Origin of the sequence: Streptomyces capitiformicae, from assembly GCF_002214185.1 — a bacterium.
Taxonomy (GTDB): Bacteria; Actinomycetota; Actinomycetes; order Streptomycetales; family Streptomycetaceae; genus Streptomyces; species Streptomyces capitiformicae.
The window spans coordinates 1756331-1774269 of the sequence record NZ_CP022161.1 but is presented as its reverse complement, the minus strand read 5'-3'; the positions used below and the strand labels follow the sequence as shown (position 1 = coordinate 1774269).

Annotated in this window: 16 protein-coding genes and 3 pseudogenes; 11 read left to right on the top strand and 8 right to left on the bottom strand. The window is 69.6% G+C overall.

Annotation, left to right across the window (positions count from 1 at the left end; genetic code table 11):
• The first annotated feature begins 17 nt into the window (after nt 1-17).
• From CES90_RS49385 to CES90_RS07890, 3 genes are all read left to right on the top strand, one after another.
• Nucleotides 18-683, top strand: coding sequence for a sugar transferase (locus CES90_RS49385; protein ID WP_268256999.1), 666 nt, complete (start codon nt 18-20; stop codon nt 681-683).
• A gap of 266 nt (nt 684-949) precedes the next feature.
• Nucleotides 950-1681 carry a hypothetical protein gene (locus CES90_RS07895; protein WP_189780528.1) on the top strand — a complete coding sequence of 244 codons (732 nt, stop codon included), beginning with the start codon at nt 950-952 and terminating at the stop codon, nt 1679-1681.
• 103 nt (nt 1682-1784) lie between these two features.
• A complete protein-coding gene (locus tag CES90_RS07890; protein WP_229913539.1) occupies nt 1785-3548 on the top strand; it encodes a DUF4012 domain-containing protein in 1764 nt (587 codons plus the stop codon).
• Nucleotides 3549-3568: 20 nt separating this feature from the next.
• On the opposite strand, the gene CES90_RS07885 is transcribed toward CES90_RS07890, so the two are convergent.
• Entirely contained in the window at nt 3569-4216 is a 648-nt protein-coding gene (locus CES90_RS07885; RefSeq protein WP_229913538.1) for an arsenate reductase/protein-tyrosine-phosphatase family protein, read from the bottom strand.
• A gap of 534 nt (nt 4217-4750) precedes the next feature.
• Here CES90_RS07885 and CES90_RS51910 point away from each other — a divergent pair.
• Nucleotides 4751-5038: pseudogene (locus tag CES90_RS51910) on the top strand (hypothetical protein); the annotation flags it as partial.
• Nucleotides 5039-5075: 37 nt separating this feature from the next.
• On the opposite strand, the pseudogene CES90_RS07880 reads toward CES90_RS51910, so the two are convergent.
• Nucleotides 5076-5279, bottom strand: a pseudogene (locus CES90_RS07880) (Xaa-Pro dipeptidyl-peptidase); the annotation flags it as partial.
• Here CES90_RS07880 and CES90_RS07875 point away from each other — a divergent pair.
• From CES90_RS07875 to truA, 3 genes and pseudogenes are all read left to right on the top strand, one after another.
• Nucleotides 5275-5760, top strand: a pseudogene (locus tag CES90_RS07875) (DNA-directed RNA polymerase subunit alpha C-terminal domain-containing protein); the annotation flags it as partial. The pseudogenes CES90_RS07880 and CES90_RS07875 overlap by 5 nt on opposite strands.
• A gap of 188 nt (nt 5761-5948) precedes the next feature.
• On the top strand, nt 5949-6440 hold the full coding sequence (rplQ, locus tag CES90_RS07870) for a 50S ribosomal protein L17 (protein WP_189782217.1): 492 nt from the start codon (nt 5949-5951) through the stop codon (nt 6438-6440).
• 142 nt (nt 6441-6582) lie between these two features.
• Entirely contained in the window at nt 6583-7446 is an 864-nt protein-coding gene (gene truA / locus CES90_RS07865; protein ID WP_189782218.1) for a tRNA pseudouridine(38-40) synthase TruA, read from the top strand.
• Nucleotides 7447-7569: 123 nt separating this feature from the next.
• Here the strand turns inward: truA and CES90_RS07860 are convergent, their stop codons facing one another.
• Nucleotides 7570-8460, bottom strand: coding sequence for a hypothetical protein (locus CES90_RS07860; protein WP_189782219.1), 891 nt, complete (start codon nt 8458-8460; stop codon nt 7570-7572).
• A gap of 377 nt (nt 8461-8837) precedes the next feature.
• On the opposite strand from CES90_RS07860, the gene rplM reads away from it, so the two are divergent.
• From rplM to glmM, 3 genes are all read left to right on the top strand, one after another.
• On the top strand, nt 8838-9281 hold the full coding sequence (gene rplM, locus CES90_RS07855; RefSeq protein ID WP_099969698.1) for a 50S ribosomal protein L13: 444 nt from the start codon (nt 8838-8840) through the stop codon (nt 9279-9281).
• 42 nt (nt 9282-9323) lie between these two features.
• Complete coding sequence (gene rpsI / locus CES90_RS07850) at nt 9324-9836, top strand: 30S ribosomal protein S9 (protein WP_189782220.1); 513 nt, start codon at nt 9324-9326, stop codon at nt 9834-9836.
• A gap of 242 nt (nt 9837-10078) precedes the next feature.
• Nucleotides 10079-11437, top strand: a complete 1359-nt coding sequence (gene glmM / locus CES90_RS07845) for a phosphoglucosamine mutase (protein WP_189782221.1) — start codon at nt 10079-10081, stop codon at nt 11435-11437.
• Between the two features lie 47 nt (nt 11438-11484).
• Here glmM and CES90_RS07840 read toward each other — a convergent pair whose 3' ends face one another.
• Entirely contained in the window at nt 11485-12405 is a 921-nt protein-coding gene (locus CES90_RS07840; protein WP_189782222.1) for a DUF389 domain-containing protein, read from the bottom strand.
• Nucleotides 12406-12449: 44 nt separating this feature from the next.
• A complete protein-coding gene (coaA, locus tag CES90_RS07835) occupies nt 12450-13418 on the bottom strand; it encodes a type I pantothenate kinase (protein WP_189782223.1) in 969 nt (322 codons plus the stop codon).
• Nucleotides 13419-13709: 291 nt separating this feature from the next.
• On the opposite strand from coaA, the gene CES90_RS07830 reads away from it, so the two are divergent.
• Complete coding sequence (locus CES90_RS07830; RefSeq protein ID WP_229913719.1) at nt 13710-13871, top strand: hypothetical protein; 162 nt, start codon at nt 13710-13712, stop codon at nt 13869-13871.
• Nucleotides 13872-13889: 18 nt separating this feature from the next.
• Here the strand turns inward: CES90_RS07830 and CES90_RS07825 are convergent, their stop codons facing one another.
• The 3 genes from CES90_RS07825 to glmS form a co-directional block, all read right to left on the bottom strand.
• On the bottom strand, nt 13890-15335 hold the full coding sequence (locus tag CES90_RS07825) for an NAD(P)H-hydrate dehydratase (RefSeq protein WP_189782224.1): 1446 nt from the start codon (nt 15333-15335) through the stop codon (nt 13890-13892).
• Between the two features lie 230 nt (nt 15336-15565).
• A complete protein-coding gene (locus CES90_RS07820) occupies nt 15566-15937 on the bottom strand; it encodes a holo-ACP synthase (RefSeq protein WP_189782225.1) in 372 nt (123 codons plus the stop codon).
• Nucleotides 15938-15971: 34 nt separating this feature from the next.
• Complete coding sequence (glmS, locus tag CES90_RS07815) at nt 15972-17819, bottom strand: glutamine--fructose-6-phosphate transaminase (isomerizing) (RefSeq protein ID WP_189782226.1); 1848 nt, start codon at nt 17817-17819, stop codon at nt 15972-15974.
• Between the last annotated feature and the right edge of the window lie 120 nt (nt 17820-17939).

Genomic DNA, 17939 nt, shown 5'->3' with positions numbered 1-17939 from the left:
GCACTAGGAGAAGGGGCATGGAAGTGTCGGTATCTGCAGCACATACGGCTCCCCGCCAGCCGGAGCCGTGTCGTCGGCGGCGATGGGTGGGGCGGACGGCCAAACGGACCATCGACGTGGTGGGGGCCGTAGTGCTGCTCCTGCTGGTGGCGCCGGTGCTCCTCGCGGCTGTCGTCGCCGTGAAGGTCGACACTCCGGGGCCCGCCCTGTTCCGTCAGCGCCGCACTGGTTGGCGCGGCATGGAGTTCCAGGTCCTCAAGCTACGCACCATGCAGGTCGGCTCCGAGAGGTTGCGAGCGGCGCTGGCCGTCCGCAACGAAGCCGACGGACAGCTGTTCAAGATTCGTGAGGACCCCCGTGTCACCCCCGTCGGGCGTTGGCTGCGCCGGTACTCCCTGGACGAGTTGCCGCAACTGGTCAACGTGCTGATGGGGCACATGTCGTTGGTCGGCCCTCGGCCGTTGCCGGTCGAGGACTCGGTGTGCACCGGGGATGCCGGGCGTCGCCTGCTGGTCCGGCCGGGGCTCACCGGCCTGTGGCAGATCGGTGGCCGGTCCGACCTCACCTGGGAGGACGCCCTGCGCCTGGACCTGGAATATGTCGACACCTGGTCGGTCCGGAAGGACCTGGCCATTCTCGCGAGGACACTGCCTGCCGTACTGCGCGGCGACGGCGCCTACTGAGTGGGCCATTAGGAGGCTCCTGAGGCGCTTTGCGTTAGCTTAGGTAGGAATATAGGGATATGAGGATATATCAGTAACTTTTTGGCGGCGCTGCCATCCGGACACGAGATCAGCTGGGAGATTGGTACGAGATGATCAAGTCTTCGCCGTGGCGGGCCGCCTTGGCTGCCACAGCCGCTACCTTCGTTGCCGCCGTACCGCTGGCGAACGCGCAGTTCGCGTATGCCGACGCGCCAACGAACGTTTACCAGCCCTACCCACCGGAGTTGAGTACTGCCTCGGTGCCCGCGGGTGGGGCGATCTACTTCGTCGCAGAGGGGTTCGAGCCCGAAGAAGTCGTCACCGCATCGCTCGACCCGCAGTCCCCGGCCACCCTCAGCGGACCGCCCCGCAGCGGGGGCGGTGGAGGCGGCGGGGACGAGTGCGAGGACCAGGACGCGACCTACCAGGCCAACACCCGCGGCACCGTGTTCGGGTGCTTCCAGGTGCCCAAGGACACCCCTCCCGGTCCTTACCTGTTCACGCTCACCGGCGAGGAGTCGGGAAGCGTCTCCGCACCCCTCCTGGTGACGGCAAAGAACGGGCATGGGAACGGACACGGGGACGGGCATGGGCATGGCCACGGGGACGGGCATGGGAACGGGCATGGGCATGGCCACGGGGGAGGGGGGCGCAACGCGGACGGGGCGAGCCTCCCACTGGCAGGTGGCGTCGCAGGTCAGCCCGGCACCGTCAAGGTCGCCGGAAACGGGAAGACCCTCGCCCTGAGAACCAGTGCCGTCGAGGAGCAGCCCGGCTCCGTGGGAACGAGTCAGCAGGAAGACCTTGGCTTGGCCGGCTACGACGTGACGAGTGACGTGAGCGGCAGCACGGTGCCCACAGCGACCGACTCGGTCCTGAACTGGGCCCTGGTAGGCGGGGCTGCCGGGCTGGCCGCAGTCGCTGTCAAGACGGTCACGGTCGTACGGCGCCGTCACGCTCGCATGGAACAGGGCTGAGCCGGCCGACAACATGCGAATGCCGCGCCTCAGGAAAAACTCCGAGTCACGCAATACCCACAGCCTGGTCCGATGGCTCCGTCGTCGTCGTGCCAGGCTGCTCGTGGGCGCCCTCGCGGGCCTGCCTCTGGCCGGCGCCGGTTGGGTCGTCGTCACCGGCCTGCTCGTTCGCGACGAACTGCTGGCCTCACAACGGGCGCTGAGCTCGCTGCGACAGCAGATTGCCGCAGGTCCTCCCGCGGACGTGCCCGCGGGAAATGCCGTGCCGGTGAAGCAGACACCCGATGCCGCCGTGCGCGCCGCCGCCGCACACGCCGCGCGAGCACACCGGCTCACCACCGGTCCGGCCTGGTTCTCCGCCGCGCACGTGCCCGTCCTGGGCGGACCCGTCCGTACCGTGCGCGGTGCCGCGGAGGCTGCCGAGCGGTTGACCCGTGACGTGCTCTCTCCTCTGGCGGACACCGCCACCGAACTCACCGCGGACACGGCGAAAGACGGTGGTCACCTGAACCTCTCCGCGCTTCGCCGTGCCGCTCCGGCCCTCGACCAGGCCTCGCGCAGCGCCTCCGACGTGCGTACCGAGGTCGACGAGTTGCCCCGCAGAACCTGGCTGCCCGCCGTCGACCGGGCCCGGGCCCAGCTCGCCGAGCAACTCGACCGGATCGTCCCCGCCACGGTCGACGCCGCCGCGGCGGCCCGTGTAATGCCGTCCATGCTGGGAGAACGGGGTCCACGGCGGTATGTGGTGGTGTTCGAGAACACGGCCGAGGCGCGCGGCACGGGCGGGCTGCCCGGCGCGTTCGCGGTTCTGACCGCGGACCGGGGCCAACTGGCGTTCGAGTACTTCGGGAACGACACCGAGATGACGGACGCCGTCGCGCCGGTCGACCTGGGCGCCGAGTACACCGCGTTGCACGGGCACAACGCCCCCACCACTACTTGGGTCAACTCCAACCTCAGTCCGCACTTCCCGTACGCGGCCCGTATCTGGACAGCCGCATGGCGGGAGCACAGGGGCCAGAAGGTGGATGGCGCCTTCGCCCTCGATCCCAGTGCTCTGTCAGGGCTGCTCGCCGCATCCGGCTCCGTCCGACTGCCGGACGGCACCGCAGTCACCGCTGCCAATGTCGTGGATCTCACCGAGCGCAGCAGCTACGCGGCCTACCCGGACACACGAAAGCGCAAGGCGTTCTTCCTCGACGTGGCTCGCGCCGTCGCGGGGCGGCTGCTGGGGGTTGCGAACGATCCAGGGCGACGGCCCGCGTTGCTCGCCGCCCTGAGCGGGCAGCTGAGGGAGGGACGGGTCAAGGTGTGGAGTGCTCACCCGTCCGAGCAGCGTGAACTCCGACGACGCCCGTTCGGCGGTGCCCTGCCCGACACCGCCGAGCCGTTCGCCGGACTGGTGGTCAACAACGCGGCGGGCAGCAAACTGGACTACTACCTGGACCGGCGTCTGGAGTGGGCGCCGGGCCGGTGCGTCGCGGCCGGCCGTGAGGTCACCGTGACCGTGGACCTCACCAACAGAGCACCGGCCTCGGGACTCCCCACGTATGTCACCCAGCGCGCGGACGCCCCCTCTTACCGGACCCGGCCCGGCGACAACCGTCTGCTGGTTTCGTACTACGCGAGCAAGGGGGCGAAGCTGGCCGAGGCGGCTCTGGACGGGCGACCGGTCCTGGTGAACCAAGCTGCCGAGCGCGGTCACCCGGTCTACACCCTTGACCTCGAGCTGCCCGCGGGCGCCACGCGCACCCTGGAGTTGCGCCTGCTGGAGAGCGCCTCGGACCGTCCGCCGTCGCTGCTGCGCCAGCCCATGGTGCGGCCCTTGCTGGCGACGGTACGGCCGTACCCGTCGTGTGGCGACTGACCGTTCGTCCCGGTGCTCACTTACCGTTCGTCCGCGTGAGGGGTCCCCGTGGCAGGAAGCGGGCCCAGTACCGCCGCGGCGATCCGCTCCACCGGTTCGGCGATCCGTGCCGCGGCCTCCCGTGCCACCCGGATGGGGGCACCGTACGGATCAGCCACGTCATCGTCGTCCGCCAGGTTGCCGTCAGTCCCGCGTCGTGCTGCGGCGCCACTGACCAGCGCCGCGGCTCGTTCGGCAGGTTCCCTCGCGCCCACGGCGTCCTCCGGCCTCAGCAACCGGCCGAACTCACGCAAGGTGAAGGCCCGCCGCAAGGCCCACAGCGGAGACAGTCGCACGGCCGCCTCCCGGTGTTCCGCGGCAGCACCCAGCACGAGGTCGGCGTCCTCCACCAGGGCTGCGGTCAGCCGGCGAGCGAGCGCACCGCGGGGATCCCCGCCCATCTCGACGAGGAGAGTCGCCGCCGCCGGGTCCATGGGCGTTCCCGCCATGGCCGCGGTGCCGGCGCTGCTCACCCGGAAACTTCCCGACGTTCCTGGAGACGCGGCGAGTCGGGCCGTCAGCAGGCGCTCGGCCAGTGGGGAGCGGTGCAGATTTCCCGTGCAGACGAAGAGCACGCGAAAGTGCGTGCCCCCGCGTCCCGGCATCGGCGAGGCAGGGGAAGAGCTCATGAGGGAAGTATCGCGCTGCGTACGGTTGTCTGCGGCACGCCTCACCGGGTGAGCCGACGCAGGAACGCGGCTGCTCCCTCAAGAGTCCCTCCCCCGCCCAGGACGGGCGCGGCGGCACCCGTCGTTCAGATGTCCCGGAAGAAACCAGGCGGCGCCGTGACCTGCCCTGCTCACCCGGCGGGCGAAGGCACAGGAGCTGATCCAGCGGCTTGTTGCCGAGGGTGGTGTCCGGTTCGCTGATCCCGATGACGACAAGGTGGCGGAGTGGCGGCGCGTCGTCAATTACGCGAAGCGGCACGGCCTCGAACCGGAAGGCAAGCGCATCGAGCAGGTTCAGTACGGCGGGCCCGGGTTGGAGCTGTTCCTTGCGGAGGGCCCGCATCCCAACGCGCGGAGTCAGCGGTCGAAGGTGGGTGGGGCTGTGGTCCCGGTGCCTTCGCGATTGGCGCACCTGCATCCGGCTGGGGATGCCGCCTTGCTGCAGGGACTGGCAGCTGAGGCGGTACGGCGAGGGCACGAGGTGCGGGAGATCCGGGGGGCGCCGCTGGTGCCGCCGGGACGACGGTCTCAACGCCGTGACCTACGCCGACCACCCCGGCCCGGACTGTGGACAAGATCGCTCGCGGCACCGGGCATCCGGTCCCCGGTGCCGGTGAGACCCGGGACAACCGGTTGTCGGGGCTGGGGGCGCTTTCGGGCACAGCCGTCGGCTGCGGCATCGGCACGACCATCTCACTCATGCGCGGCGCGGGTGTCCGACTGCCCTGGTGGTTGGGCGGGACGGTCACCGGCGCCCTGGCCATGGTGGCAACCGACCTTCCGGCGCATGACACCAGGTGGGTGCCGTCGCCCGAGCCGGTCAGTTGCCGGGGGCGCGCTGGGCGGTGTGCGGTGCGCGCACGCCGTCCAGGACTGTGGTCTCGGGTGTGGCGGAGGTGCCGCCCGAGGTGGCGTGGGCGAACGCGGCGGCGCTGCCGAGATGCGGGACGCGAACCGACGTACGGGCCAGGTCCAGGGTGAGCGTGGGGGTGGTGGACGGCGGGTCGATGAGGTTCTTGTCCGTGCGTGTCGAGCAGCGCACCGACTTCGACAAGCTGATCGTCGACGTCGAGACCAAGCAGGCGATGCGTCCGCGTGACGCCATGGCGTCGGCCGGTAAGACGCTGGTCGAGCTGTTCGGTCTCGCCCGCGAGCTGAACATCGATGCCGAAGGCATCGACATGGGTCCGTCCCCGACGGACGCCGCGCTCGCCGCCGATCTGGCGCTGCCGATCGAGGAGCTGGAGCTCACCGTTCGGTCGTACAACTGCCTCAAGCGTGAGGGCATCCACTCCGTGGGTGAGCTCGTGGCTCGTTCCGAGGCCGACCTGCTCGACATCCGTAACTTCGGTGCGAAGTCCATCGACGAGGTCAAGGCGAAGCTGGCCGGCATGGGTCTGGCGCTCAAGGACAGCCCGCCCGGATTCGACCCGACCGCCGCCGCCGACGCCTTTGGTGCCGATGACGACGCGGACGCCGGGTTCGTCGAGACCGAGCAGTACTAGGCGCTCCGCGAGGAGGCCGGATTTTCGGCCGCGGGCTCGCTGTGGCTGGTCGCGCCCACGCGGCGGTAGCCGCATATCGACACCTCCCCGCGCCCCTATGAGGCGCGGGGTCTCCGACAGGCGACCGCCTGCTCGGATACTGACCCCGGTACCTGATACGGCCGGGGCAGACACCTAGGAGAATCACCATGCCGAAGCCCACCAAGGGTGCCCGTCTGGGCGGCAGTGCCGCGCACGAGAAGCTGCTGCTCGCGAACCTCGCGAAGAGCCTCTTCGAGCACGGCCGTATCACCACCACCGAGGCGAAGGCCCGCCGTCTGCGGCCGTACGCCGAGCGTCTGATCACCAAGGCGAAGAAGGGTGACCTTCACAACCGCCGTCAGGTGCTCCAGGTCATCACGGACAAGAGCGTCGTGCACACGCTCTTCACCGAGATCGGCCCGCGGTACGAGAACCGTCCGGGTGGCTACACCCGTATCACCAAGGTCGGCAACCGCCGTGGCGACAACGCGCCCATGGCTGTCATCGAGCTGGTCGAGGCGCTGACGGTCGCGCAGCAGGCGACCGGTGAGGCCGAGGCTGCGACGAAGCGTGCCGCGAAGGACGCCGAGGTCGCTGAGACCAAGGTCGACACCACCAAGGCGGACGAGGCTGCGGCCGAGGAGTCCAAGGACGCGTAGTGCTCCGCGGGGTGCTGCGTTTTCGGCTGCGGGTTGGTTGTGGCTGGTCGCGCAGTTCCCCGCGCCCCTGACGGGGCGCGTCTGAGTGGGCCCGTTCCTTATAGGAACGGGCCCGCTTTTGTGTACCTGAGAGGATTCAGGAGTGAGTGACGAAGTACAGCCCGGGTATGTACGGGTGCGCCTTGACCTTTCCTACGACGGGACCGAGTTCTCCGGGTGGGCCAAGCAGGCCGGGGGGCGGCGGACCGTGCAGGGGGAGATCGAGGATGCCCTGCGGACCGTTACGCGGTCCACGGAGACGTATGAGCTGACCGTGGCCGGGCGGACCGATGCCGGGGTGCATGCGCGGGGGCAGGTGGCCCATGTCGATCTGCCGCGGGGCGTTTGGGGCGAGCATCACGGGAAGCTGCTGAAACGGCTCGCCGGGCGGTTGTCCAGGGATGTGCGGGTGTGGGCGGTGCGGGAGGCGCCGAGCGGGTTCAACGCGCGGTTCTCGGCTGTCTGGCGGCGGTATGCGTATCGCGTCACCGACAACCCGGGCGGTGTCGATCCGCTGCTGCGCAATCACGTGCTGTGGCATGACTGGCCGCTGGATGTGGACGCGATGAACGAGGCCGCGCGAGGGCTGCTGGGCGAGCATGACTTCGCGGCCTACTGCAAGCGGCGTGAGGGGGCCACGACCATTCGTACGCTTCAGGAGCTGAGCCTGGTGCGGGGGGAGGACGGGATCATCACCGCGACCGTGCGGGCCGACGCGTTCTGTCACAACATGGTGCGGTCGCTGATCGGCGCGCTGCTGTTCGTGGGGGACGGGCACCGGGGGGCCGATTGGCCCGGGAAGGTGCTGGCCGCCGGTGTGCGGGACTCCGCGGTGCATGTCGTACGGCCGCACGGGCTGACCCTGGAGGAGGTCGGCTACCCGGCGGACGAGCTGCTGGCCGCGCGGAACAAGGAGGCGCGGAACCGGCGGAGTCTGCCGGGGGCACCCGGGGCCGGCTGCTGCTAGGGCCTGTCGTTCGGATCATGCCGACTTCGGGAAGCAGGGCCCAATGGCCGCAGATGTGCGCACCAAGCCCCGCGGCCCAGGCATGATCCGAACGACAGGCCCTGGCCCCGGGCCTGATGCGGGTTACTGCTCGTTGGCCGCGGCGGCCGCCTGGGCCTCGCCTCGGCGGCGGATCTGTTCGAAGGTGGACTGGGCGAGGTGGTCGCCGGCGGTGAAGACGGAGCTGTCCTTCTCCGTCACGTCCTTGCCGCTGGTGAAGCCGGCGAGGGTGAAGTAGGCGTAGCGGCCGTAGGAGTTGACGGTTGTACGGCAGATCGTCGTACGGCAGAAGGTGGGGACGCCGTCGCCGGAGAGGGAGACGATGGTGCTCTTCTTGTCCCAGCCCGTCTTGACCTTGGTCGCCATGGCCTCGGTGTCGAACAGGGCGACGCCGATCGTCACCGCGACCTTGTCACGGTGGTACGTCACGCGCATGAAGCGGGTGCAGTCGTTGCTGGTCAGGAGCTTGTCGAGGGTGCCCTGGACGGCCGAGGCGCAGTCTGTCGTCGAGGCTGTGGGGCCCTTGCGGTAGACGACGTCGTCGTCCTTCGTCAGCTGGGAGCCCGGGAAGAGGATGTCCGGGCTGATCGGTGCCTTGTCCTTGCCCGAGCTGGAGATGAAGTCCTTCGGGTTCAGCGGGGGCGGGGCCGAGGTCGGGGCGAACGACGGGTCCGTCTTCGCGCTGGCGCTCGGGATGTCCGCGGTGGCGGGGACGTCGCTGTTCGGGCCGTTCGCCGTGGCGGAGCCGCCGTCCGCGTTGACCACCGCGACGGCCACGGCGGCGCCTATGCCGACCGTGGCGAGGGCGCCGCCGATGATCATCAGGAGTCTGCGGCGTCTGTTGCGTGATTCGGACTGTTCGGCGAGTGCCGCCCAGTCCGGGGTCTGGTTGGTGGAACCCCACTGTTGTTGGTCGCCCCACGGATTGTGGGAACCCCCGGGGCTCCACTGGGACCCCCCCTGCCCAAAGCTCATGGGTCGTATTTTAGACGGGGAGTGGGGGGTGGTGGTCGGTGTCTGGGGGGACTGAGCCCCTAGCGTGATCCGGGGCTGCTGGGCAAAAGTGACAACTGTGGGTGGTCGGGGCATCGCCTCGTCCCCGCCGCCCCACGCGGCTCAGCCTCAGCGGCAGCGGGCCGTTTTGACCCGTCCGGGGCTGCGCGGCTATTCTTCAGGTTCGTTATGTGTATTGGCTTGCTCATTCTCACGTGAGGCGGCCCTTACACCGGTCCACCGGGCCGATGCACAGCGATCAGCACGCGGTTTGCGTCACCGTGGTGCGGTCTGGGCTGTCGTGATCGTCTTCGGTGACCTTGTCAGGAACCTCACTGAAGAAGCGAAGGCTACGAACCGTGCGTACGTACAGCCCCAAGCCCGGCGATGTGACGCGTCAGTGGCACGTCATCGACGCCCAGGACGTTGTCCTGGGCCGTCTCGCCACCACTGCCGCCACCCTGCTGCGTGGCAAGCACAAGCCGATCTACGCCCCCCACGTCGACACCGGTGACTTCGTCATCATCATCAACGCGGACAAGGTGCACCTGTCCGGCAACAAGCGGACCCAGAAGATGGCCTACCGCCACTCCGGCTACCCGGGTGGTCTGCGCTCCGTCCGTTACGACGAGCTGCTGGAGAAGAACCCGGAGAAGGCCGTCGAGAAGGCCGTCAAGGGCATGCTCCCCAAGAACTCCCTGGGCCGTCAGATGCTCTCCAAGCTGAAGGTCTACTCGGGCGACCAGCACCCGCACGCTGCCCAGCAGCCGGTGCCGTTCGAGATCACCCAGGTCGCGCAGTAAGTCCGGCCACCCCCTAAGCCTGAAGAGAATCTGAGGAGAATCGTGGCCGAGACCACTGCCGAGCAGCCGCTCGAAGAGCTTGACATCGACAGCTACACCACGGAGTCGGACGTCCCCGTCGAGGGCGAGTACACCTCCGAGTCCATGGCTTCCCGCTTCGGCGAGCCCCAGCCGGCCGCCGGCCTGGGTCGTCGCAAGAACGCCATCGCCCGCGTCCGGATCGTCCCGGGCTCCGGCAAGTGGAAGATCAACGGGCGTACGCTCGAGGACTACTTCCCGAACAAGGTGCACCAGCAGGAGGTCAACGAGCCGTTCAAGGTTCTTGAGCTCGAGGGCCGCTACGACGTCATCGCCCGCATCGCGGGTGGCGGTGTCTCCGGTCAGGCCGGTGCGCTCCGTCTCGGTGTCGCCCGCGCCCTGAACGAGGCCGACGTCGACAACAACCGCGGCCCGCTCAAGAAGGCCGGCTTCCTGAAGCGCGACGACCGTGCGGTCGAGCGCAAGAAGGCCGGTCTGAAGAAGGCCCGCAAGGCCCCGCAGTACAGCAAGCGTTAATCACGCTGCTGCGCCGTACCGCGCGCATCGCCCCGGTGGCACATACCTGTGCCGCCGGGGCGGTTTGCTTAGCAGGGTTGATTGTTTATCGCAGGCTTATGCGCCGACTGTCGGTACAACCCCGACAGCGGGAGGACAGTCTCAGGGGATATACCCGGTACGGGACTACCGGGTACGAGTCCACCTGGTACCACTCCACCTGGTACGAGCCGCACATTCTCAGCAATTCGGAGGACACCACAGTGGGACGACTCTTCGGCACGGACGGCGTGCGCGGTGTCGCCAACGCGGATCTGACGGCCGAGCTCGCGCTCGGACTCTCCGTCGCGGCGGCGCACGTACTCGCCGAGGCGGGTACGTTCGAAGGCCACAAGCCGGTGGCGGTGGTCGGGCGGGATCCGCGAGCGTCCGGGGAGTTCCTGGAGGCCGCCGTCGTGGCCGGCCTCGCCAGCGCGGGCGTCGACGTGCTGCGCGTCGGTGTGCTGCCCACCCCCGCGGTGGCGTTCCTCACCGGCGAGCTGGGCGCCGACCTCGGCGTGATGCTCTCCGCCAGCCACAACGCCATGCCCGACAACGGGATCAAGTTCTTCGCCCGCGGCGGCCACAAGCTCGCGGACGAGCTTGAGGACAAGATCGAGGGCGTGTACGAGGAGCACCGGACAGGCGCGCCCTGGGACCGGCCCACGGGCGCGGGCGTCGGGCGGGTTCGGTCGTACGACGACGGCTTCGGGCAGTACGTCGAGCATCTGCTGTCCGTCCTGCCCAACCCGCTCGACGGGCTCAAGGTCGTCCTCGACGAGGCGCACGGTGCCGCCGCCGGGGTCTCGCCGGAGGCGTTCAGGCGTGCCGGGGCCGAGATCGTCACCATCGGGGCCGAGCCGGACGGGCTCAACATCAATGACGGGTGCGGGTCGACGCACCTCGCGAAGGTGCGCGCCGCCGTTGTCGAGCACGGGGCGCACCTCGGTATCGCGCACGACGGGGACGCCGACCGGTGCCTCGCCGTCGACCACGAGGGCAACGAGGTGGACGGGGACCAGATCCTCGCGGTGCTCGCGCTCGACATGCGTGAGCGTGGGGTGCTTCGCTCGGACACAGTTGTCGCCACCGTCATGTCCAACCTCGGCTTCAAGCTGGCCCTGGAGCGGGAGGGGCTGCGGCTGGTGCAGACCGCGGTCGGGGACCGGTATGTGCTGGAGGAGATGAAGGAGCACGGGTACGCGCTCGGCGGCGAGCAGTCCGGGCATGTGATCGTGCTGGATCACGCGACCACGGGTGACGGGACGTTGACCGGCCTGCTGCTGGCGGCTCGGGTCGCGCGGACCGGGCGTACGCTCAAGGAACTGGCCGGTGTGATGGAGCGGCTGCCTCAGTTGCTCATCAATGTGCCTGATGTGGATCGGTCGCGGGTCGGTACGTCGGCGGAGTTGGCCGCGGCTGTGGCTGAGGCCGAGCGGGAACTGGGGTCCACGGGGCGGGTGTTGTTGCGGCCGTCCGGGACCGAGCCGTTGGTTCGGGTGATGGTTGAGGCTGCGGATATCGAGCAGGCTCGGTCTGTGGCTGGGCGGTTGGCTGATGCGGTGAAGTCCGCGCTCGGGTAGTTCGTTGTTCCGCGTGCGGGCTGCGCCCCTTCAGGGGCGCAGCCCCCTCAACGCGGCTTTGACCACAGCCACTTCTGGAAGAGCAGGGTCAGGGTGCCGGCCAGGATGATGCCCAGGAGGTTCAGGAGCAGTTGCTCCGTGGAGCCCACCGTCTGCTTCGTGTCGCCGTAGCTCAGGGCCACTGCCGCGTTGGCCGCTGCCGGGACCGTCGTGACCGAGATGGCCACGCCTACCAGGGCGCCCGACTTGGCCGAGGTCAGGGAGAGGGTGCCCGCGATGCCGGCCAGGACCGCCACGATGAAGGAGAAGGCGTCGGGGGCGTAGACGAAGGCGGTGTTGGGGCGTTCGGCCTCCAGTTTGGCTTCGGTGAAGTAGCCGAGCGAGTCCATCAAGAGGCTGAAGCCGACCGTCACGGCCATCGCCACCGCGAAGCCCACGAGGAGGGCGGTCAGCGAGCGCAGGGCGAGGCGCGGGTGGCGTTGGACGATGGCCGTGCTGAAGCCGGCCAGCGGGCCGAACTCGGGGCCGACCGCCATCGCGCCCACGATCAGGATGGCGTTGTCGAGGACGACGCCGCAGGCCGCGATCATCGTGGCGAGGGTGATGAAGGCGATGTACGTGATGGAGAGCGTCGACTCCTCGTGTGTCGCCTCCGCCAGGTGCTCCCACAGGACCGCGTCCGCGCCCTCGCCGGGTGCTTCCGCCTCGGCCTTCTCGGCGCGCTTGGAGAGCGACAGGTCGATGTTCTCCACCGCGATGGAGCCGGTCTCGTCGAGGCCCGACGCCCGTAGCACGCCGATGAGTTCGTCGCCCGCCTCGCGTGCGACGTCGCACAACACGACGTCTCCGACGGGGTTGCGGGCGGCGCCCGCCATGACGACGAGGTGAGTCGTCCCGACCGTCTTCTCGATCAGGCGCACCACCTCGTCGGTCTTGTTCGGCGGGGTGATCAGGCGCAGATGCAGCATGGTGTCCATCTAACAGGCCGACGTTACGTCCATGGGGTGCCGTCTCACAGCTTGCGCAGGCTGAGGCGTTGGACCTTGTGGTCGGTTCCCTTGCGGATGATGAGCGTGGCGCGGCCCCGGGTGGGGGCGATGTTCTCGACCAGGTTGGGCTTGTTGATGGTGCGCCAGAGGCCGCGGGCGTAGTCGAGGGCCTCTTCCTCGGAGACCTGGGTGTACTTGCGGAAGTACGAGTCCGGGTTCTGGAAGGCGGTCTGGCGGAGCTTCTTGAAGCGGTTGAGGTACCAGCGTTCGATGTCGTCGGGGCTCGCGTCGACGTACACGCTGAAGTCGAAGTAGTCGGCGAGACCGACGCGGGTGCGGCCGTCCTGGCCGGGGAGGGCGGGCTGGAGGACGTTCAGGCCCTCGACGATGAGGATGTCGGGACGGCGGACCGTGAGCCGCCGGTCGGGGACGATGTCGTAGATGAGGTGGGAGTAGACGGGCGCCGTCACCTCGTCCTTGCCGGCCTTGATGTCGGCGACGAAACGGGTGAGTGCCCGGCGGTCGTACGACTCGGGGAAGCCTTTCCGTGAGACCAGGCCGCGCTCCTGGAGGTCCTTCATGGGGAGCAGGAAGCCGTCCGTGGTGACCAGTTCCACGCGCGGGTGTTCCGGCCAGCGGGCGAGGAGGGCCTGGAGGAGGCGGGCGACGGTCGACTTGCCGACCGCCACGGAGCCGGCGACGCCTATGACGAACGGGGTGCCGGACTGGGAGCCCTGTTCACCCAGGAAGGTGTTCAGGGCGCCGCGCAGGCCGTCCGTGGCGCCCACGTAGAGGTTGAGAAGTCGGGACAGCGGCAGATAGATGTCCCGTACCTCGTCGAGGTCGATGACATCGCCCAGGCCACGCAGCTTCTCGACCTCCTCGGCGGTCAGCGGCAGCGGCGTCTTGTCGCGCAGCGCGCTCCACTCGGAACGGGTGAGGTCGACGTAGGGAGTCGCCTCCGGCCGCTGCCGGTGGGCGCTCCGGGGCATCGAGGAGACCGGAGAGATCACAGTCCATTGTTAACGGAGTTCGAACGGAGTGATGGGTGGGTGGCGGGTGGGGTCCGTCACGCCGCTTACGACTGTGTCATTACTGTGCGTGAACCGTGGTCAAAGTATGGACCTGGGGCGGTTGAGGGGTCTAGCGTCCGGGCAGTCGGGAGGGAACCGCCTTTCGGCCGACCATGTGGGTCATGGGGTTTGGGGACTGCCGCCTTGCGTATTCAGAACGTCCTGCGTCGAAGATCCACGCGCGCTGAACAACCGGATCTCACCGGGCGCGTGTGCAGCGAACTGGCGGTCGATCTGCCGGACGAGGATCTCGGGGAGTACCTCTACGACTGCCTCGACATGTACCGGATGGGAAGCAAGCCGCGGTGCGAGGAGGTCGAGTATCTGGGGATGGTGCGGGACGCCATCGAGCGGATCGAGGACGGGGAGTAGGGGGCCTACGGGCGTTCGTCAGGCCGTGATGTCGCGCCAGGCCGCCGGGATGGCTTCCGCCACGTCCTGGGCGATTGTGGGCGCGCCTTTCGCGGCGTAACGGCCCGCCAGGCCGTGCAGGTAGGCGGCCGCGCTCGCCGCGTCCAGGGGGGAGAGGCCGGCGGCGAGGAGGGAGCCCGCGAGGCCGGAGAGGACGTCGCCGCTGCCGGCCGTGGCGAGCCAGGGGGTGCCGGTGGGGTTGACGCGGACCGGGGTGTCGTCGTCGGGGGTGGCGATCAGGGTCGTGGAGCCCTTGAGGAGGACCGTGGCGTGGTAGCCGCGGGCCAGGTCGCGTACGGCGGTGAGGCGGGCCGACTCCACCTCCTCGCGGGAGACGCCCAGGAGGGCCGCGGCCTCGCCGGCGTGCGGGGTCATGAGAGTGGGTGCCGTGCGGGCTCGTACGGCGTCGCGGTCCGCCAGGCGGAGGCCGTCCGCGTCGAGCAGGACGGGGACGTCGGTGGAGAGGGCCTCGGCGACCGGGGCCGCGTCGTCGCCGGCGCCCGGGCCGGTCACCCACGCCTGGACTCGGCCGGCCTTTCTCGGGCCCTTGTCCGACACCAGGGTTTCCGGGAAGCGGGTCAGTACGGCGTCCGCGGCCGGGCCCACGTAGCGGACGGCGCCCGCGCCGCCGCGTAGGGCGCCCGCGACCGCGAGGACCGCCGCGCCCGGGTAGCGGGCCGAGCCCGCCGCGATGCCGACCACCCCCCGGCGGTACTTGTCGCTCTCCGGGGACGGGTGGGGGAGCAGGGCCGCCACGTCGGCGTGCTGGAGGGACTCCACGTCGGGGGTGGCGGGGAGGGTGCTCGCGAGGCCGATGTCGATCAGGCGTACGGAGCCGGCGTGCTCGCGGGCCGGGTCGATGAGGAGGCCCGGTTTGTGGGTGCCGAAGGTGACGGTGAGGTCGGCGTGGATGGCCGGGCCGTTCACCTCGCCCGTGTCGGGTTCGATGCCGCTGGGGAGGTCGACGGATACGACGGTGGCGGGGGAGGCGGCTGCGAGCTCGGCCAGGGGGGCGGCTTCGGGGCGGAGGCCGCCCTTGCCGCCGATGCCGACGATGCCGTCGAGGATGAGGTCGGCCCGGTTGATGAGGGACGGTGTGGTGGGGGCGGTGGGGGTGGTTGTGGTGCCGCCTGCTCGGAGGAGGGCCTTGAGGGCTTCGGGGTGGGTGCGGGTGGGGTTGAGGAGGACGGCCGTCACTCCTGCGCCGCGCTTGGCCAGGCGGGCGCCTGCGTAGAGGGTGTCGCCGCCGTTGTCGCCGCTGCCGGTGAGGAGGACGATGCGGCTGCCGTAGATGTGGGGGAGGGCGGCTGCGCAGGCTGCGGCCAGGCCTGCGGCCGCGCGTTGCATCAGGGCGCCGTCGGGGAGTTGGGCCATGAGGGTGCGTTCGGCTGTGCGGACGGTTTCTACGCGGTGGGCTGAGCGCATGGGGTGAGTCTGCCTTGTGGGTGGGGGCGGGTGCGAGGACAGTCGGGCTTGGGGTGTTGGGCACCCGGAGTCGGGGCTGGCGGGCGCTGCTCGGCGCTACGAGGTGCCGCTGCGCCCACCCTCCCCCCTCTCGGCTTCTCCCCCACTCTCGGCTCCGCTCGAGCGGGAGGTGCCCCCATGAGCGGGAGGTACCCCCATCGCCCCAGCGGCACGATTGCCCGCAGCTGCGCCTACCCCTCTGCCACCACCACCGCCGAGGCCACCCCGGCGTCGTGGCTCAGGGAGATGTGCCAGGACTTGACGCCGAGGTCGGTGGCGCGGGCCGCTACCGTGCCGGTTACTCGGAGGCGGGGTTGGCCGGTGGGTTCTACGTAGACCTCGGCGTCGGTCCAGTGGAGGCCGGCGGGGGCGCCCAGGGCCTTGGCGAGGGCTTCCTTGGCGGCGAAGCGGGCGGCGAGGGAGGCGATGCCTCGGCGTTCGCCGCTCGGGAGGAGGAGTTCGCTCGGCAGGAAGAGGCGTTCGGCCATGGTGGGGGTTCGTTCCATGGCGGCGCGGAAACGGTCGATCTCGGCGACGTCGATGCCGACTCCGATGATGGGCATGGGCCGCACCCTACGATGCCGGGTCGGCGCCGGGTCACTCCACTGTCACCGACTTCGCCAGGTTCCGCGGCTGGTCGACCTCGTTGCCTCGGGCGGTGGCGAGTTCACAGGCGAAGACCTGGAGGGGGACCGTGGCGACCAGGGGTTGGAGGAGGGTGGGGGTCGGCGGGATGCGGATCAGGTGGTCGGCGTACGGGACCACCGTTTCGTCGCCCTCCTCCGCGATGACGATCGTGCTGGCGCCTCTCGCGCGGATCTCCTGGATGTTGGAGACGATCTTGTCGTGGAGGAGGGAACGGCCGGCCGGGGACGGAACCAGGACCACCACCGGGAGGTCCTCCTCGATCAGGGCGATCGGGCCGTGCTTCAGCTCGCCCGCCGCGAAGCCCTCCGCGTGCATGTAGGCCAGTTCCTTGAGTTTCAGGGCGCCTTCGAGGGCGACCGGGTAGCCGACGTGGCGGCCCAGGAACAGCACCGTGTTCTTGGCGGCCAGGGTGCGGGCCAACTCCCGTACGGGCTCCATGGTTTCCAGGACCCGCTCCACCTCGTGGGAGATTCTGGAGAGGTCGCGGATCACCGCCTGGATCTCGTCGCCCCATTTGGTGCCCCGTACTTGGCCGAGGTAGAGCGCGACGAGGTAGCAGGCCACCAGTTGGGTCAGGAACGCCTTCGTCGACGCGACCGCGACCTCCGGACCCGCGTGGGTGTACAGCACCGCGTCCGACTCGCGGGGGATCGTCGAGCCGTTGGTGTTGCAGATCGCGAGGACGCGGGAGCCCTGCTCGCGGGCGTGGCGCAGCGCCATCAGCGTGTCCATGGTCTCGCCGGACTGGGAGATGGCGATGACGAGGGTGCGGGGGTCGAGGATCGGGTCCCGGTAACGGAACTCGCTCGCCAGCTCCACCTCGCACGGGACCCGCGTCCAGTGCTCGATGGCGTACTTGGCGATGAGGCCGGCATGGAACGCCGTACCGCACGCGACGATGACCACCTTGTCCACCTCGCGCAGTTCGGCCGCGCCGATGCGGACCTCGTCCAGCGTCAGTGAGCCCGAGGCGTCGATGCGGCCCAGGAGCGTATCGGCGACCGCCTTGGGCTGCTCGGCGATCTCCTTGAGCATGAAGTAGTCATAACCCCCCTTTTCGGCCGCCGACGCGTCCCAGTCGACGTGGTAGGAGCGCACTTCGGCGGGGCGGCCGTCGAACGTCGTCACCGTCACGCCGTCCCGGCGCAGCTCCACCACCTGGTCCTGGCCCAGCTCGATCGCCGACCGCGTGTGGGCGATGAACGCGGCGACGTCCGAGGCGAGAAAGGCCTCGCCCTCTCCAATGCCCACCACGAGTGGCGAGTTCCGGCGGGCGCCCACGACCACGTCCGGCGCGTCCGCGTGCACCGCGACCAGCGTGAACGCGCCCTCCAGCCGCCGGCACACCAGCCGCATCGCCTCCGCGAGGTCGTCGCACGACGAGAACTCCTCGGCGAGCAGATGTGCCACCACCTCCGTGTCCGTCTCGGAGACCAGGTCGTGGCCCCGCTCGGCCAGTTCGGCGCGGAGCGCGGCGAAGTTCTCGATGATGCCGTTGTGGACGACGGCCACCCGGCCCGCGTTGTCGAGGTGCGGGTGGGCATTGGTGTCCGTGGGGCCGCCGTGCGTGGCCCAGCGGGTGTGGCCGATACCGGTGGAGCCGGTGGGCAGCGGGCGGCCGACCAACTCCTTCTCCAGGTTGATCAGCTTCCCCGCCTTCTTGGCGGCGGCCAGGCCCCCGTCCGCCGGCACCGCCACGCCCGCCGAGTCGTAGCCCCGGTACTCCAGCCGCTTCAGTCCGGCCAGGACCACGTCGAGGGCGGACTGCGAGCCGATGTATCCCACGATTCCGCACATATACAACCCCTGTGTCGTCCTGATCGCGACCTACCGTGTGCTCTGTGTGACTGTACGTGACAGTGAGGTCTTCGGTGAGCCCTCATATCGGGTGACATCCCGCGCGCATATCGGGTGACC

Coding starts and splice junctions, on each gene's coding strand:
- CES90_RS07860 (WP_189782219.1), bottom strand. CDS start 8,460: ATGAGCTTTGGGCAGGGGGGGTCCCAGTGGAGCCCCGGGGGTTCCCAC.
- rplQ (WP_189782217.1), top strand. CDS start 5,949: ATGCCGAAGCCCACCAAGGGTGCCCGTCTGGGCGGCAGTGCCGCGCAC.
- CES90_RS07885 (WP_229913538.1), bottom strand. CDS start 4,216: ATGAGCTCTTCCCCTGCCTCGCCGATGCCGGGACGCGGGGGCACGCAC.
- CES90_RS07820 (WP_189782225.1), bottom strand. CDS start 15,937: ATGCCCATCATCGGAGTCGGCATCGACGTCGCCGAGATCGACCGTTTC.
- CES90_RS07825 (WP_189782224.1), bottom strand. CDS start 15,335: ATGCGCTCAGCCCACCGCGTAGAAACCGTCCGCACAGCCGAACGCACC.
- glmS (WP_189782226.1), bottom strand. CDS start 17,819: ATGTGCGGAATCGTGGGATACATCGGCTCGCAGTCCGCCCTCGACGTG.
- CES90_RS49385 (WP_268256999.1), top strand. CDS start 18: ATGGAAGTGTCGGTATCTGCAGCACATACGGCTCCCCGCCAGCCGGAG.
- coaA (WP_189782223.1), bottom strand. CDS start 13,418: ATGCCCCGGAGCGCCCACCGGCAGCGGCCGGAGGCGACTCCCTACGTC.
- CES90_RS07840 (WP_189782222.1), bottom strand. CDS start 12,405: ATGCTGCATCTGCGCCTGATCACCCCGCCGAACAAGACCGACGAGGTG.